Genomic DNA, 16,571 nt, shown 5'->3' with positions numbered 1-16,571 from the left:
ATGATACACACTCTCAGATATAGAAGAAGATAATAAATAAACAATAAGTGTATGAATAAAAATAGAAAGTGATAAATTAGATATCTTTAGGGGGATTTTGATGAATCACTTTAGAAACTATTGGTATCAACCGATGATCGCGTATGATACGAATTTTGTTCACAAAAGAAAGATGACGCCAGCAAAGAGGTTAGTCATTACAGCGTTACTCGGTTCACTTGCTGCTATTTTTCAATCTGCAGGCAACTTAATCCCCGGTATCGGGTTATTTATTAGTCCATTTGCGACGTTGCCGATTTTTCTAGCTATTTGTTATTCTATTCGCGAGGGATTACTCTCTTATATTGTAACTATTTTCCTGTTATTTATTATTGAGCCAAGTGAATTAATTGTCTTTCCCTTTACTACGGGTTTATTAGGTATAGTGTTTGGAGTATCCTTTATACAATTCAAGAGGAGGATTTTGGTGGTTTCCTTTTCAGCAGTATGTTTACTTATAGGTATTATGATTGTTCTTGATATTTTTCGCTTTCCTGTATTAGGTCCTACTGTTCATACGACTTTGGATATGAAAGTTATTTTATCAATATTTATTCTGAGCTTTCTATACTGTTGGATCTATGCAGGCATTTGTAGAATAATGTTGAATAGAGTATATAAAATATGGTCTTAACAATTTCTCATATATTTTTAAAGATTGGAGATTCAAGTCGTGTATAACGTTAAAATTAGAAGACCAAATTCGGATGATATAGATGAGCTACATATGTTTTTTCGTCTTGTTATTACTGATACATTTAAAAATGAAGGGCTATCACAATTATTAGATGACATAGAAAATGAAATTAACACGAAAAAACAGTATTTGAAAAATGATTTGGAGAGTAATGGGGAAAGTCGTTACTTTTTATTAGCAATAGATACAAGTAACGATAAAATCATTGGAACAATTGAAATCGGTCCTGCGAGTACTTTGATTCATAGTTGTACAGGTGGTGTTCTTAAAGATTTATATGAAATAGGAACAGTATTTGTACTACGTGAATATCAACGAAAGGGCATAGGCAATGTATTACTAAATGCTATGTATATTACATTACTTAGCAGAGGGATAACAGAATACTGTTTAGATAGTGGATACAAAAAAGCGCAAAGTATATGGGCAAAGAAGTTTGGAGAACCTAGTTATGTACTGAAGGATTATTGGGGAGAATCAAGTGATCATATGATTTGGAAGAAGAGTTTACATGATACTCCTATAATATTTGAATTATAAAATGAAATATGCCTCTGAACGTAGCTTTTCTTACATATGTATGCTATTATTTATCTTTATAATAAAAGAGGACGTGAATGAACTTGATTAAAATTAATATTCCTGAAGCTGATGTTTCAATTACTGAACGTAAACAAGTTATTAAAGGAGACGAGCCAATCATTACTCCAATTAATGGTTTTATCGATTTCCACTTGTTCCCTAGAGATAAAGGCGGCATTTTTATGTTTTATAATATTAATGACGAACTTCTTTTCGTAGGTAAAGCTCGTAAAATTAGACAACGTATTAAGAAGCATTTCGAAGACAATGTTTCACCAATTAAAAATCACCGTGATGAAGTATACCGCATTGATGCATGTATCGTAGAAGATCCAACAGAAAGAGAAATTTACGAAACATATATCATTAATGAATATAAAGCAAAATATAACGTTGATAAAGTATTCTATAAATAAGTAACAAAAAAACAATCCTAGCACATATACTGGGATTGTTTTTTTAATTAGTCCTCATATTTTTCTCCTTTTTTTAAATGATTAGCAACAATAAAGCAGCATACACCTATACATATAAGTACAATTCCAATTGTTTTATGTTTTCCCTCAAAGAAAGGAATATCAGAAATGATATTTGTCATACATAACCCTACAAACACAAGGATAGGTCCTACCCACAGTAATATATTGCCGAATTTCGTATGTTGCCACATAGAAACCCTCCTTACCTCTTTTTACATATATATCCATAAAGTGAAAGTAAATTCATAGATAAATATAGTTTTTTTCATATCGAAAATTTAACCTTCATATATTGGTACAAGCAAACGAGAAAGGGGACCATCATGAATTGGTTAGAAGCTTTTATATTAGGAATCATACAAGGTTTAACAGAGTTTTTACCGATAAGTAGTACAGGTCATCTTTATTTAGGAAGGCATTTGTTTCAATTAGATGAAGCAGGATTGTTTTTAGATACGATGCTGCATATTGGGACTTTACTTGCGGTGTTTATTTATTACAAGAAAGAATTTGTATATTTAATTAAAAATCCATTTTCAAAACTAATGCTACTACTGATTGTCGGGACGATACCCGCAGTTGTAATTGGATTGTTATTTAAAGACTTCTTTGAGGATATTTCAAAAACAGGTATTACGATTGGCTGGGAGTTTTTAGTGACAGGATTCTTTTTATATTTGGCGGATAAACAAAAGAATGGTCGTAAAAAAATGGACGACATTACATATAAAGATGCATTTATCATCGGTTCATTTCAAGCGGCTGCTATTTTTCCGGCAATTTCTCGTTCTGGTATGACAATCGTCGCAGCATTATGGAGGAAATTAGACCGCGAAACCGCTGCTTACTTTTCTTTTTTATTATCAACGCCAGCGATTGTCGGAGCTATTATTTTGCAATTAGCAGATGTTTATCAAGGGCAAGCAGAATCTATTTCTAGTACATCTTTAATTGTCGGAACGTTATCAGCTGCGTTTTTTGGTTACATAGCCGTTTCATGGATGATTCAATATTTAAAACATCACTCTTTAAAAGTATTCGCGTACTACGTATGGGGAGTAGGCATTTTAATTTTAACGTTGCAATTTACGCATGTATTTTAATGTAGTAACTATTCGTTTAGATCCTGTTTCAATCATACAAGGCAGGGTCTTTTTTCATTAAGGGGGCAAATATGTTTAATAAGGCTATCATAATCGGAGGAAGTATAGCAGGAAAACTCGCAGCAAAAGCATTATCAACTGCTTTTAAAGAAGTACTCATTATAGAAGCTGGTGAAAGATGGGATGGAAAGACTTCTAGAAAAAGAGTTCCACAAAGTAATCATCCTCATGTGTTATTAAAAGGTGGAGAAAAAGCGATTGAGGCATTGTTTCCTACTATCACTAATGAATTAATTGAAGCGGGTAGTATCGTACATAACTTTACTCGTGATTTAAAATGGCATCAATTTGGTTTATGGAAACAACCATTCACAGGAGAAGTACATATGATTCAACAAAGTAGATTTTTGCTTGAATGGCATATTCAAAAACGAATACATCAAATTTCAAACATTACCACTAAATTTGGAACAATAGTTGAAGGATTATTAGTAGATAGAAAGCTTAACAAAGTATATGGAGTAAAAACTAAATGTTTAGAGACTGGTACACAAGAAGACATTCAAGCAGATATTGTTGTTGATGCGAGTGGATTTAGTTCAAAAAGTATAGCGTGGTTACGTGAATACAATATCGAAGTGCAAGAAGAGAAAGTGCGTATTGATTTGTTTTACGCAACTAGAATGTTTAAACTCAATGAAAATGAGAAATTAGACTGCTGTAATATGCTAATGTCTCCAAGTTTCCCTGAAAATCCGTATGGTGTTCTTATTCAAACGATTGAGGATAATCGCTATTTTGTTACTTTCAGTGGATATGCAAATGAAAAAGCACCACAAACAGATGCAGAATTTTATAATTTTGCTGAAAACCTATCAATCTCTAATGTTACTGATTTTCTAAATAAAGCTGAAGCCATTTCACATACCAAAACGTACAAAATTCCATATCAAGTACGTAGGCGATTTGATTTAGTGGATAATCTACCCGAAAGATTGTTAGTAGTTGGGGATGCACATTGTCGTTTCGATCCTGTTTTCGGTCAAGGTGTTTCAGTTGCTGCTATGGAAGCTCACCAATTACAGTTACTTTTAAAAAGAAAACAAAAGCTTGATAAAGCATTTACACAGCAATTTTATAAAGAGACTGCTCATATCATACAAACTCCATGGGAGATGACTACAACGGAGATATCGCGTCATCCCCAGTTAAAAAGAGAATTAACGATAAAGCAAAAATTTCAGCTATGGTATACGAAACAAATATATCAACTATCTGCAACTGACTCTGACGTTTATATTCGATTAGTAAGAGTGATGAATTTAATTCGTAGTCCATTGCATCTATTTCATCCGAAAGTGCTACTTGCTGTATTACTGAAGCGAAAGAAATAGAAGGAAATTAATTGATTGAAAAAGAATATATAACAGTTAGTAGATATAGAAGGAGTAATTGAGATGAAAATATACATAGAACAATTAAAGAAACACGATGCTAATGATTTATTTACGTTTGAACTTACGAATAAATCTTTTTTTGAAACAATGGTACCAAATCGTGGCTCGCAATATTTTGAATTTGAATATTTCCAAAAACTACTAGATAATTTATTAATAGAACAGGCTGATGGAGATTCTTACTTTTATTTAATTCGTAATGAAGAAAAAGAAATTGTAGGACGAATAAATTTAGTAGATATAGATACAGAATCCCGAAGTAGTTCACTAGGCTATCGAGTCGGAGAAAAGTTTACTAAAAGAGGCGTTGCAACAGCAGCTGTAAAATTAGTTTTAGACGTAGCGAAAAATAATGAAATTAATGAGGTTCATGCTAAAACAACTACTAATAATCTCGCATCACAAATTGTACTAGAAAAAAGCGGATTTTCTTCTTATCAAAACGAAGCAGATACAAATTCTGTAGAATTAAACGGGGAACATGTGAAGTTTGTACATTATATATGGAGAAATACTTCACGCTTATAATAAGGGGGACTTATACATGAATGATTTACGTTATCCAATTGGCCAATTTACATACAAACGTCCTATAACTGAAGAAATGATTGATACATGGATTCAAGAAATTGAAGATTTGCCTAATGAACTAACAAAGGCAATCAAAGATTTAGATCAGAAGCAGTTAGACACACCGTATCGAGTTGGTGGATGGACAGTTCGTCAAGTTGTACATCACGTTGTTGATAGCCATATGAACAGCTACATACGCTTTAAATTAGCACTAACAGAAAAGAACCCAACGATTAAACCATATAAAGAAGAAAAGTGGGCAGAACTACCCGATTCTAAATTACCAGTAGATGTTTCACTAGTAATGTTAGATTCATTACATAAAAGATGGGTTAACCTTTTATATTCTCTAGAACTTAAAGATTTAGAAAAAACATTTAACCATCCTGAAACCGGTGAAACAAAACTTGCTGCTGCAATTGGGCTATACGCATGGCATGGACGTCATCATACAGCCCATATCACTTCATTAAGAAAAAGACTAAATTGGTAACATGGAGATTATTTTAGAGAAGGCGATAGAAAATGATGCAGCAGCTTTGTTTCAAATGCAACTAGACTCATTTACCCCTTTATTAAATAAATATAGAGACTATGCAACAAACCCAGCAAATGAATCTATTGAAAAAACGATTATAAGGATAAATAATCCCAGTAATAACTATTATAAAATGATAATAGATTCTAACCTTGTTGGAGCGATATGCATATCAAAAAAAGAAATACCTAATAAATTTTGGATCAGTCCAATGTTTATTCATCCAATCTATCAAGGGAAAGGAATCGCTCAGAGGGTACTTATTTTAATTGAAGAGATGTTTCCAAAAGCACAGAGTTTTGAACTTGCTACGATTTTAGAAGAAGAAAGAAATTGTTTTCTATACGAAAAAATGGGGTATACAAGAACAGGAGTAATAAAGAAATTAAATGATAAAACAACACTTGTTTATTACAAAAAAGAAAGGTAAAGCATCTGAAATACGCTTTACCTTTTTCTGTTATTTGAGATTAAATATACAAAAACGATGAATATTCTTCCGAAATACTCGGGTTAGTAATTTCGGAAATGAATAAACATACGAAAAGACGTTATTTTGTCGTATATGTTACTAACGCTTTTTGAATGCTTAAAACACTATCGTCACCTTTAAATTCTTTCGTAATTGGCGTACTCAAACTAGATACCCAAATTTTAAGCTCAGCATCTAAATCAAAATGCCCAGCTGTTTCAATGCTAAATTGTGTAATGCTTTTATAAGGAATAGAATGGTACTCTGTTTTTTTACCTGATATCCCTTGTTTATCTACTAAAATAAGACGACGATTTGTAAATACGATTAAATCACGAATTAATTTATAAGCATGTTCAACTTTCTCGTCATCTAACATAATCTTCTCTAAATCACGTTCTACACTTTCTGTACTCGCATTTGATGCATTTCCTAAAATACCGCTAAATAAACCCATATGAAATTCCTCCTCCATTATTTATGGATAGTGTTACTTATATTGTACCATGATATTTACTAAGAGATTATGACATTGCTTTAGTAGTTTCTGGTTATAGTTGCAATTCATTTATATAACCTCATCTTAAAATCTTGTGCTAACATATAAGTAAGAAAAAAGAAGCAGAGGGATATAGCATGAAAAATATCGGTTTAGTGTTAGAGGGCGGAGGAATGAAAGGATTATATACTGCGGGCGTACTCGAATATTTTATGGAAAAGAACTTATACTTTCCTTATGTAGTCGGTGTATCGGCCGGAGCATGTATGGGAGCAACTTATTTATCACGTCAAAAAGGAAGAAATAAAAAAGTAAATACAGAGCTCGTATCAGATCACCGTTATATATCTTATCGAAATTTCATTCAAAAACGTGAATTATTCGGAATGGATTTTCTATTTGATGAAGTACCGAATAAAATTGTCCCATTTGATTTTCAAACTTTCTTACACTCAAATGAACAGTTTGTTATAGGAACGACGGATTGCGATTCAGGAAAAGCAGTTTATTACAATAAAATAGAACACGGTAATGACATATTAAAAATTATTCGTGCATCAAGCTCGGTCCCATTCATAGCGCCTGCTGTAGAATATGATAATCGAAAATTGCTAGATGGAGGGATTATAGATCCTATACCGGTTTTAAAAGCGCAAACTGATGGTTATGAAAAGAACGTTGTAATTATGACAAAGCCAGAAGGATATGAGAAACAGCGAAATAAATTATCTGGACTAGCTAAAATTTTATATAGAAAATATCCGAATATCGCAGAGTCTCTAGTAGAACATTATCGTTTTTATAATGAGACGATATCTTATATGAATCATATAGAACAAAAAGACAATTTTTATGTCATTCAGCCTAGCGTACAGCTTCCTATAAGCGGAATAGAACGAAATAAAGAAAAACTCGTCAATCTATATAACCTTGGCTATACAGATGCTCAATATCATTATGATAAATTATTAAGTTGGATAGAGAAATAAAGGGGTGGAAAGTTGCTATTAGGTAAAAAAGTAATTTTTAATGAATTGCAGAAAATGCATAGTCCGCTACATAAACCGTTTCTGTATCGTGCTTCAGCAAAATTGCAGCGAGATTTAAAAAGGAAATTTACCGAAGAAGCCTGTATAAACGCTGATTTTAATCATTATTGGATGCATATAACAGGTACTTTAAGTTCTGTACTAAATGGAAACGAACAGAACATTACGTATCAGCAAGTACAATGGCTAATGAAATTATTTTATGAATGGTTTCCGCAATATCGTTTTCTAGAAACAGAAATTGTGAAGTATCCCGTTTTGTATAGAGATTTCATGAATTATGAGAAGACCCGAAGACTATTACTATATTATCTTACTGAATAAAACTAAAAACGTACAAGTTATGCTGCTTGTGCGTTTTTAGTTCATAAAAAATACAATTTTAATACCTTGTTTATATAGGGATTCTAATACGAAGAAAGAAGTACATATAGAATGATGTAAGGGAGGAAGAGGCGCTTAGATACCGTTTTCCTTTAATCCATTATCCAACTCGAATATAGTTAGTTAATTATGATAAAATATTTCGAGTGAAATTAAGTACTTATTATATTCAGTATTAAATAAGTTAAGCCAGGAGGAACAACAGTAAAATGGAAACCGTATCAAATCTAGATAAATCGGAATCAATAAAATCTTTACAATCGACAATTCGTAAACTTGAAAATGCACTATCACAGATGACTGAAAAAGGTGCAAATACTACATTAGTAAAAAAACGACTTAAAGCACTTTGCGTAGGTTTAGCAGTGCTAGAAAACGTTTGGAATGAAGAAAGTCACCCGTATAGTCAAGAAGAGTTAGCAGAAGCTCGTAATGTCCTTGCTAGTTTACTTCCATCAATTGAGAAGGCTTATGATAAATCTAAAGCTGGAAGTCCGCAAAAAACGCTTTTAACAAGACGGATAAAAGCGCTGGAATTTTCTATTCAAGCCATTGATAAACTTTCTAATAAATAACTCATCTAAATACATAACATCCTAATCCTAAATTTTATAAAAGCAATATTGAAAAGAAATACAAAGGAGGAAGATGAATGACTCCGATAATTAGTCCTAAGTTAGAGGAGCTTAATAATCAATTAAAGAATAGAAATGAGAAAGCTTTTTATACTTTTTTGCATGAAATAAAGTCGAAGAATACACCTCTAATAGAGAAATGTCCTGTAGAAAGTCACTATAAGCTTATAACGTATATATGGTTAGGGGACCGAAAAACTGAAAATGTTTATGTATTCGGTAGTTTTCCTGGTTGGGATCTGTCTGTAAATCAACTACAACGGTTGTTACAGACAGATATTTGGTATGTAACGTTTAGGACAAATGAACATCTTATTTCAACTTACTATTTTTCAGTAAACGATTTTTTCGAAAATGATTGGATAAAGCGTAGTGAACAGTATCAACTAGACCAATTTAATAAAAATACATTTGGAGAAGATACCAATAAAGCGTCTTTGTTAAATATAGGAATGGAAGTGCAGTATAGCAGTCGTTTTCCTTCAAACCATTATCCATTCGGAAAAATTGAAACATATTCTTTTCATAGTTCAATTTTAAATAACACACGTAAAATTCATATTTATACGCCTCATGATTATTTTCACACTTCACATCTTCAAGAACTTCTCATTGTATTTGATGGGAATTCATTCATTAATAACCTTTCAATCGCAAAAACACTAAATTATTTAATTTACGAAAAAGAAATCCCGACTTGTATTGCTGTTGCTATAGAACCAGTTAATCGGCTAGAAGAACTAACTTATAACGATAAAATGAATGCATTTTTAACAGAGGAATTACTTCCGTGGATTCAGGCGAAGTATCGTGTGCATCAAGAAGCGAACCATACAACAATTGCCGGTTTCAGTTTTGGTGGCCTAGCAGCTTGTTATGCAGCGCTTCAAAATCCACACATTTTCGGGAACGTGCTGTCAATGTCTGGATCCGTTCATTGGAAAAAAGATGGTTATAAAAATAAAATTCCTTGGATTGAAAATCAAATTTCAACTATACATTCTAATAGGACTCAACCAGATTTTTATATTGCAGCAGGAGAGCTTGAAAACAAACCTCTTTTAACGGCTAATAGACGCCTGTATAAAGCTTCAAAAGAAAAAGAATACCAAATCACTTATGAAGAGTTCCAAGGCGGTCATGACGGAATTTGGTGGCGAGAAAAGTTATTTGATGGGTTGAAAGTATTAATATTTACAAAAAACACAATATAAAATAAAAAGGAGAGAGAATCTATGAATCAAGAAGAACTAGATAAAAAACTAAAAAAGCAAGAGATTTTAGTGAAAGATGAGAAAGTTTGGTCCTATACGTATGAGGATCATATTAGTTCTATCGTTAAAGAAGCAGAAAAGAAAGGGTCTTTTGATAATATGCCCGGTAAAGGGAAACCTCTAAATCTAGATAAAGACCTTTCGTACAATCCTGAAAAGCAACTGTATAGAACGTTAAAGAATAATCATGTTTTACCTAGGTGGATTGAGCTTTCAAAGGAAATTGATGATTTAAAAGAAAAGCTAAAAGAAAATACAAATACTGCCGAAGCAGCGGATTTAATTCGAACTATTAATAAAAAGGTATTAGAACATAATCTACTTTGTCCACCAAGTGCGCAAAAAACAAGGGTGAAAACGGACTTTTAACAATTTTCAATGAAGCTATCTCTTGCTATATAATTAAGTGAGGCATTTTCAATTCATTTTTAAAGGGAGGTAACTATGATGAAGAATACGTATCAACTTCAAATTCCGAAAGAACTAGAGCAGTATCGTACTATTTTAGAAGAGAGTGTGAAACCGTATATAAACGTGTCTGGAACATTAGCAGAGACAACGCTTTTTGAGAGTAAGTTTGGTGGTTATCCGTATTTACCTATAGATCAAGAGCATCCTAAAGATTCAAATGGACAACCTATGCTGTTACTTGCGCAGCTAAACTTTGAAGAAATGCCGCACGCTGAATTTATGCCTCAAAAGGGAATGTTACAGTTTTTCGTAAGTGCTGATGATGAGCTTTTCGGAGCAGATTTTGACCATCCAACAACCCAAAAAGACTTTCGAATTATTTATCATTCTACAATTATAGAAGATTCGAATAAGGTTATTACTGATTTTAGTTATTTAAATACTTTGGAATTAGAGGACTTTATCATACCTGAAGCAGCAAAAATAAAGTTTGAATTAGGTTATCAACCAGTAACACCAAGGGATTATCGATTTGAAAAGATGTTTAGTGAGGAAATTGATTGGGAAGAAATTGTTGATGAAGAAAATAATACAGAATTAGGCGAACTGTATGATGATTTATGTAAAGATCAAGGGCATAAAATTGGTGGTTATCCATTTTTCACACAGACAGATCCAAGAGAATGGGAAGAAAAATACCAGCAACATGATGTATTATTGCTGCAAATCGATACAGATGATTCATTAAATATTATGTGGGGAGATTCTGGTGTTGCAAATTTCTTTATAAAGAAAGACGATTTATTAAATCTAGATTTTTCCAATGTTATTTACAATTGGGATTGTTATTAAAATCTTATAAATGAAATACTAGCAAACTAAAAAATCTTCCTGAAGGTGAGGGAGATTTTTTTACGTTAAAAATAAGCGTTATGTTAACTAGAATGAAAAAAGATGAGTGTAATGAAAGTCAAGCATAAATAACAACAAATAAAGTGAAGTTATAAAACGTGTGTAAATAGCAATATAAATTCATTAAGTAAAACATAAAATAAAATTATTAATTTATATTTTGTATAGAAATAATTTTTTCGCATAAAAATTTCTTGTTGATCAAAAATGATTTTTGATTCGATAAATCTTAATGGATTATTCATTTGAATTTGCTGCGATGGATTTTTAGCAAAATAAACGATAAAAACTGTAGAAATTCGTTTAGATATGATTTTGTGTGAATCTCACTTAAAATCTCTGTTCCGTCTCATTAAGTATAGTTTACTTGGTTTTTGATACCTGATATCGCTTTGTTTCTTTAACTGCCTATAATATATATTATGTCAACTAGTAAAAAGTAATAAACTTATTATATATTAGTTAAGTGTTTTACACCCCCCTTTTCTTTATTTATAATTGGTGTAATTTGAAGGCTTTGGTATTCGTCTTGTATATGAGCGGTTATAAACACAATAAAAAGCAACTCGTTTAAAATTAATGATTAAACAAGTTGCTTTTAGATTGACTTAACTATATTTATAATTAGTTTGCTATAGCAATTACTTTGATTTCAATTAATAATTCATCGTGAATTATTACAATTATTCTTTTTCTTGAAAAATATTGTATTTACGCTTTAAATGCAAACCTTTATTTTTATAAATCCACTGTGAAAATTTATTAACATTATTTTTACCACTTAGGTAAATACGATATTGTTTTTCTTTGTCAACAAAACCTAATTGGAATTTATTATTCTCAAGGATATCTTTAAAAGAATTCATAAAATTATAAGATCCTCCAACAAAGCTAACAAAATATCTATGGGAGTTTACATGACCATCCCCATCAAAATACCCACGAACAAAGTGATGTAAATATTCTTCTGGTACAAATGGAAATTCAATGTTAAAAGATTTACACGGTTTAATTCCGTGAATGTTCATTAGATCATCTTTTATTGTTTTGCTATTAATGTTTAGCATATATACGCCTGTTTTTTTATTTTGATACAGTGGCTGTTTTGTGTTTAGTTCTTGTTTTATATCTTCTAAAATGTAACTTTCTTTTTGAGATATACTGACACATTGATTTTCTTTTTGTATGACACCATCTGCTGCTATAAATCCTAATATATAAGCCATGTTATTTGACCACGTTTTAAAATAATCTTCTGCTATGCCATACTTCCTCTTCCAACTCCCTATAGCACGCCTTGGAACGTTATTGTCTGTTAAAACCATACGAATATACCTAGCAGACACATTGGCAAGCGTAGCTATTTCTGAGGTGCTTTTCCCTTCTGTATATAGCTGCGTTATTTCAGATTTTGATAGTTTACATTTTGATTTCTTTTTTCTCTCTATTTGCACTTACATCCTCTCCTTCCTTTTAATAATTAGAGATGTATTTTCTTCTATAACATATAACAAAACGTATGTTCTTTGTTGCTTATAAGAAAGTATTTACCAAATTAAAACAATTTACATTTGCTTTATATTAGTTTTTAACTACTGCATGAGTTGTTTTTTGTATATAAGAATAATGAATTTGACAAATTTATGAAATGTACTGCATTTAAGATGAAAGGTAAAATAATTTCGTTTAAACTACAATTAGCTACAATAACAACATACGTATATTGTTAAACGTAAAAAGGAGAACGAATGAAAAAGAAATATGTAAATCAAATTCATACTGATGTAAGTTTTAAACCGAAAGATATTATAGGTTTAATGACTGATTACTTTAAAATGAAATCAAAGCTGCGTCCTGTAAAGAATTTACCTATTGTTTTATCAGATAAAAATAATGAGTCTTTAGAGAGTGTGACATGGTTTGGGCACTCTGCTTCACTATTAAAAATAGAAGGTAAAACATTGTTATTAGACCCGATGTTTGGAGATGCCTCTTCCCCATTTCCGCTGTTTACTAGTAAACGTTATAGTGGTGCTTTTTCTTTAGAACGTGATGACCTTCAAGAAATTGATGCGATTATCATTTCACATAATCACTATGATCATTTGAATTATAAAAGTATTCTGCAGTTAAAAGATCGCGCAAAGCATTTTTATGTTCCAACTGGAGTTGCACAATACCTTATTAAATGGGGTGTTTCACCAAGTAAAATTAGTGAGCATAATTGGTGGGACGAAATTACATTTGATAATATTAAGTTAGTATGTGCGCCTGCAAGGCATTTCTCTGGACGTGGTATGACAGATAGAGATTGTTCATTATGGTGTTCATGGCTTATTCTCGGGCAAGAGACTAAAGTTTTCTTTAGTGGTGATAGCGGCTATGCTCCTCACTTTAAGGAAATTGGTGATAAATACGGTCCATTTGATCTTACATTGATGGAATGCGGACAATATGATCCGAGATGGTCTACTATTCATATGTTGCCAGAAGAAACCGTACAAGCTCATCTTGACGTGAAAGGAGAACTACTCCTCCCGATTCATTGGGGTGCTTTTACATTAGCATTACATGAATGGAGTGATCCGATTGAACGAGTTACGAAAGAAGCAAAGCGTTTAGGAGTTAAAATCGCAACGCCGCAAATTGGTGAATCGATTACGTTACAATCTACAGACTATCCGTCATCAAGCTGGTGGAGAGAAATTTAATTAAATACAGAAAAAGAGCGCAACCTTTTATAAGGAATTCGCTCTTTTTCTGTATTTAAACTTATTTCACTATATTTGCTTTCCCACTATCTAAAACTCTATTTGTCTGTACTGAGGTAATATTAATAACTGTATTCATACTCTTATCAGTTAGTTCAATGAGTTCTTTTTCATGATTGATTTTCTGTAAATCCCACACCATTCCATTGAACTCGTTATGTTGTCCACTTACTCTTAATATGTTTTTGGTTTTACTTGATGGCTGTATTTGTAGATTTGTAAATTGGTTACCACTAATTTCATTTGGCGTAGTCACATTACTATCCATATAAATCATATTTACACAATCTTCAAGTGAAAAATTCATAAAACGGTTGGCATTTATCCAGGCATAACCAGATTGCGGTTTCTTTGCTACTAATTTTAGCCCAGTTTCCATTCCTACAACTTTTATATTTTCAAAGTTAATAAATGAAATTTCATTTTCTTTCCCACCAGCATACAAAGAAATTCCGGTACCTTTATTCGTTTCTGTCCAATTGATAATATTTATATCTTTTATTTGTGTCTTGTGCCAAGTGTTATAATACTTATTTTTTCCGTTTAAATATATAACTTCAGAATTAAATGTAGGATCGTCTATCGCTATATAGGCTCCTTCGATAGAAGCATTTTTTTCTAATTCTAGAACTCTAAAATTACCTTCAACAACAAATTGTGTTCCATAACCAAATAATAACTTTACACCCTGTTTCACTATAATTGGTGACGTAATTTTATACTTTTTATCATCAAGCAATACTGTTTTCATTTTACTAGATGCTGCTTTATTAATAGCAGATTGTATTTTGTTTGAATCATTTTTGCCTTTAAAGTCTTCTACATACACCTTATCATTTTTAGATAAACCATCTTTTTTGTTATATTGATAAAAAGCAAAAGTAATTAGAACTACAGCTATGAGTAAAATAATTAGTTTCTTCAATACACTCATCCTCATATAAATTTTCTCCTTAGCTACTCTTCGAATCATTTACGTTAAAATTATTTTGCTGTGTATGATAGAGTACAATTCCTGCTTTTTATAATTGAACTATATTATATATAGAGCTGTCCTGCTTAGCCAATTCGTCATTCCTATAATCTATTAGTTTATGATTAGATAAAACAAAATTGTGCTCTAATAATAATTCATTGTGGAGTACTTCAAATAAAAATTTTGGTATCATCTCTCCTACACCGTAATTATAGTCACTTAAAATCCAAGAAATCTCTTTCCAATCTAAAATTCCTTCTAATACTTTTTTTGGAGTTTGATATGTAAAATCATTAAGTATCTCTACTAGATAAATATACATACCGCCAGAATATGAAGAGTCCTCCCACTTAATAATCCCTTTAAATTGAATTTGGTCATGCATAACTTCTATATTAGTCTCTTCTTTTATTTCACGGATTGCATTCTCTAAAGGTGTTTCTCCCTTTTCTATCTTTCCCCCTACCCCATTCCACAATCCTTTTACAGGGTCATATTCTCTATTTAACATAAGTATCTCTTCATTTCTCTTTATAAAACATAAGGTGTGCTTGTACATAATGTGATTCCTTCCTTTGTTATGAATAAGTTCTCACTGGAGATATAAGATGTACTGCTGTAGATTGCGTCCCTGCTTCAATTAATATGGGTCTCATAGAACCACTGAAACTTAAAGTAACCGTTTCTTCTTTTATTGCCTTTAAGGCATCCATCATAAATCGTCCATCGAAAGATATATTTAATTGTTTTCCACCTTGAATCGCATCTATCTGTTGTGTCTCGGATATTTTACCAATCTGAGACGCGTTAGAAGAAATTTTTAATGTGGATTCGTCTATGATTTCTAAGTTGACATTGTTATTTGCCCATTCACTTGCTAATAAGCTGGATCGATCTACACCTTGTAAAATCCTTTTTCTATCTACGTTAATAACTGTCTGAAATTCATTTGGAATTAAACTAGATATATTAGGATATTTCCCTTCAATTAGTCTCGAATATAACGTAGTTGTGCCGAATGTAAAAATAATGTGACTTTCTGAAAGATAGATGTCTACGAATTCTGAATTACTACTCATTAATTTTAGCAGTTCACTAATCGTTGCACTTGGTACGATACAACTTGCTTTCACATCTGAAGAAATTATCGTTTCGCGTATAGCAAGTCTATGAGAATCAGTTGCTACGCAAATTAACTTATTATGATCTAACTCTAAATGAACACCAGTAAGAATAGGTCTAGATTCATTTTTAGCTACTGCAAAGGCAGTTTGTTTAAACACTTCAATCAATTGTTCTGTTTCTACTTGTACTTTTGCATGATCGTCTATCAGTGGTACATTCGGAAACTCATTTGTTGGAAGTCCATTTAAGTTTAATGTGATTTCTTCTGACTGTATCGCAATGATTTGCTCATCCTTACTTTTTATTGTTACATTGCTTGGCATTTTCTTTATAATTTCAATAAAATATTTTGCAGGTACTACAATAGTTCCTGCTTTTACTATAGTTGTAATTTGGTCGTCTTCGTTAGAACTTGGGATGAATTTTTCGATGAAAATATTTGAATTACTTGCGATTAAAGTAATTCCAGATTGATCTGCAGTTATTTTTATGCCCGATAATATAGGGATTATAGCTTTAGTAGATATAGCTTTACTTACATCTGAAAGTGCTTGAGTGAAGTGTTTATGACTAACGATAAACTCCATTTTTTCCC

General features: G+C 31.7%; 21 protein-coding genes. 15 read left to right on the top strand and 6 right to left on the bottom strand.

What is annotated here, in order from left to right:
- Nucleotides 1-100 precede the first annotated feature (100 nt).
- The 3 genes from FS742_RS05615 to FS742_RS05605 all read left to right on the top strand — a co-directional run bounded on the left by FS742_RS05615 (nt 101) and on the right by FS742_RS05605 (nt 1,734).
- Nucleotides 101-673 (top strand): YybS family protein, encoded by a 573-nt coding sequence (locus tag FS742_RS05615; protein WP_144611531.1) that lies wholly within the window; start codon nt 101-103, stop codon nt 671-673.
- A gap of 39 nt (nt 674-712) precedes the next feature.
- Nucleotides 713-1,276, top strand: coding sequence for a GNAT family N-acetyltransferase (locus FS742_RS05610; protein WP_144611530.1), 564 nt, complete (start codon nt 713-715; stop codon nt 1,274-1,276).
- Nucleotides 1,277-1,353: 77 nt separating this feature from the next.
- The gene (locus FS742_RS05605) at nt 1,354-1,734 is read left to right on the top strand and encodes a nucleotide excision repair endonuclease (RefSeq protein WP_001048941.1); all 381 of its coding nucleotides are present in this window, start codon (nt 1,354-1,356) and stop codon (nt 1,732-1,734) included.
- Between the two features lie 47 nt (nt 1,735-1,781).
- On the opposite strand, the gene FS742_RS05600 is transcribed toward FS742_RS05605, so the two are convergent.
- The gene (locus tag FS742_RS05600; protein ID WP_097844851.1) at nt 1,782-1,988 is read right to left on the bottom strand and encodes a hypothetical protein; all 207 of its coding nucleotides are present in this window, start codon (nt 1,986-1,988) and stop codon (nt 1,782-1,784) included.
- A 132-nt stretch (nt 1,989-2,120) separates the two neighbouring features.
- Here FS742_RS05600 and FS742_RS05595 point away from each other — a divergent pair, with 132 nt between their 5' ends.
- The 5 genes from FS742_RS05595 to FS742_RS05575 all read left to right on the top strand — a co-directional run bounded on the left by FS742_RS05595 (nt 2,121) and on the right by FS742_RS05575 (nt 5,898).
- Nucleotides 2,121-2,900, top strand: coding sequence for an undecaprenyl-diphosphate phosphatase (locus FS742_RS05595; RefSeq protein WP_144611529.1), 780 nt, complete (start codon nt 2,121-2,123; stop codon nt 2,898-2,900).
- A 71-nt stretch (nt 2,901-2,971) separates the two neighbouring features.
- Nucleotides 2,972-4,294 (top strand): FAD-dependent monooxygenase, encoded by a 1,323-nt coding sequence (locus FS742_RS05590; protein WP_144611528.1) that lies wholly within the window; start codon nt 2,972-2,974, stop codon nt 4,292-4,294.
- 63 nt (nt 4,295-4,357) lie between these two features.
- Nucleotides 4,358-4,885, top strand: coding sequence for a GNAT family N-acetyltransferase (locus FS742_RS05585; protein WP_144611527.1), 528 nt, complete (start codon nt 4,358-4,360; stop codon nt 4,883-4,885).
- Nucleotides 4,886-4,901: 16 nt separating this feature from the next.
- Nucleotides 4,902-5,423 carry a YfiT family bacillithiol transferase gene (locus FS742_RS05580; RefSeq protein ID WP_144611526.1) on the top strand — a complete coding sequence of 174 codons (522 nt, stop codon included), beginning with the start codon at nt 4,902-4,904 and terminating at the stop codon, nt 5,421-5,423.
- A gap of 1 nt (nt 5,424) precedes the next feature.
- Entirely contained in the window at nt 5,425-5,898 is a 474-nt protein-coding gene (locus FS742_RS05575; protein ID WP_144611525.1) for a GNAT family N-acetyltransferase, read from the top strand.
- 121 nt (nt 5,899-6,019) lie between these two features.
- Here FS742_RS05575 and FS742_RS05570 read toward each other — a convergent pair whose 3' ends face one another.
- Complete coding sequence (locus FS742_RS05570; protein ID WP_000522465.1) at nt 6,020-6,397, bottom strand: PH domain-containing protein; 378 nt, start codon at nt 6,395-6,397, stop codon at nt 6,020-6,022.
- Between the two features lie 179 nt (nt 6,398-6,576).
- Here FS742_RS05570 and FS742_RS05565 point away from each other — a divergent pair, with 179 nt between their 5' ends.
- From FS742_RS05565 to FS742_RS05540, 6 genes are all read left to right on the top strand, one after another.
- Entirely contained in the window at nt 6,577-7,428 is an 852-nt protein-coding gene (locus FS742_RS05565) for a patatin-like phospholipase family protein (RefSeq protein ID WP_144611524.1), read from the top strand.
- A 12-nt stretch (nt 7,429-7,440) separates the two neighbouring features.
- Nucleotides 7,441-7,812 (top strand): YxiJ-like family protein, encoded by a 372-nt coding sequence (locus FS742_RS05560; protein WP_144611523.1) that lies wholly within the window; start codon nt 7,441-7,443, stop codon nt 7,810-7,812.
- Nucleotides 7,813-8,081: 269 nt separating this feature from the next.
- Nucleotides 8,082-8,447 carry a hypothetical protein gene (locus FS742_RS05555; RefSeq protein ID WP_144611522.1) on the top strand — a complete coding sequence of 122 codons (366 nt, stop codon included), beginning with the start codon at nt 8,082-8,084 and terminating at the stop codon, nt 8,445-8,447.
- 77 nt (nt 8,448-8,524) lie between these two features.
- Nucleotides 8,525-9,721 carry an alpha/beta hydrolase gene (locus tag FS742_RS05550; protein WP_144611521.1) on the top strand — a complete coding sequence of 399 codons (1,197 nt, stop codon included), beginning with the start codon at nt 8,525-8,527 and terminating at the stop codon, nt 9,719-9,721.
- Between the two features lie 21 nt (nt 9,722-9,742).
- Nucleotides 9,743-10,150, top strand: coding sequence for a DnaJ family domain-containing protein (locus FS742_RS05545; RefSeq protein WP_073515218.1), 408 nt, complete (start codon nt 9,743-9,745; stop codon nt 10,148-10,150).
- A gap of 78 nt (nt 10,151-10,228) precedes the next feature.
- On the top strand, nt 10,229-11,044 hold the full coding sequence (locus tag FS742_RS05540; protein ID WP_144611520.1) for a YwqG family protein: 816 nt from the start codon (nt 10,229-10,231) through the stop codon (nt 11,042-11,044).
- Between the two features lie 743 nt (nt 11,045-11,787).
- Here FS742_RS05540 and FS742_RS05535 read toward each other — a convergent pair.
- A complete protein-coding gene (locus tag FS742_RS05535; RefSeq protein ID WP_144611519.1) occupies nt 11,788-12,558 on the bottom strand; it encodes an LAGLIDADG family homing endonuclease in 771 nt (256 codons plus the stop codon).
- Nucleotides 12,559-12,852: 294 nt separating this feature from the next.
- Between FS742_RS05535 and FS742_RS05530 the strand changes: the two genes are divergently transcribed.
- Nucleotides 12,853-13,815, top strand: coding sequence for an MBL fold metallo-hydrolase (locus FS742_RS05530; RefSeq protein ID WP_144611518.1), 963 nt, complete (start codon nt 12,853-12,855; stop codon nt 13,813-13,815).
- A 61-nt stretch (nt 13,816-13,876) separates the two neighbouring features.
- Here FS742_RS05530 and FS742_RS05525 read toward each other — a convergent pair whose 3' ends face one another.
- The 3 genes from FS742_RS05525 to dnaN form a co-directional block, all read right to left on the bottom strand.
- On the bottom strand, nt 13,877-14,815 hold the full coding sequence (locus FS742_RS05525; RefSeq protein ID WP_144611517.1) for a hypothetical protein: 939 nt from the start codon (nt 14,813-14,815) through the stop codon (nt 13,877-13,879).
- Between the two features lie 82 nt (nt 14,816-14,897).
- Nucleotides 14,898-15,410, bottom strand: coding sequence for an NUDIX hydrolase (locus FS742_RS05520; protein WP_144611516.1), 513 nt, complete (start codon nt 15,408-15,410; stop codon nt 14,898-14,900).
- Between the two features lie 19 nt (nt 15,411-15,429).
- Nucleotides 15,430-16,563 (bottom strand): DNA polymerase III subunit beta, encoded by a 1,134-nt coding sequence (gene dnaN / locus FS742_RS05515; RefSeq protein ID WP_144611515.1) that lies wholly within the window; start codon nt 16,561-16,563, stop codon nt 15,430-15,432.
- Between the last annotated feature and the right edge of the window lie 8 nt (nt 16,564-16,571).

This window comes from Bacillus cereus, assembly GCF_007678085.1.
In the GTDB taxonomy this organism is placed as follows: Bacteria; Bacillota; Bacilli; order Bacillales; family Bacillaceae_G; genus Bacillus_A; species Bacillus_A cereus_BE.
Note: the sequence above shows the minus strand (reverse complement) of the source record. Positions and strands in the feature narration are given on the sequence as shown.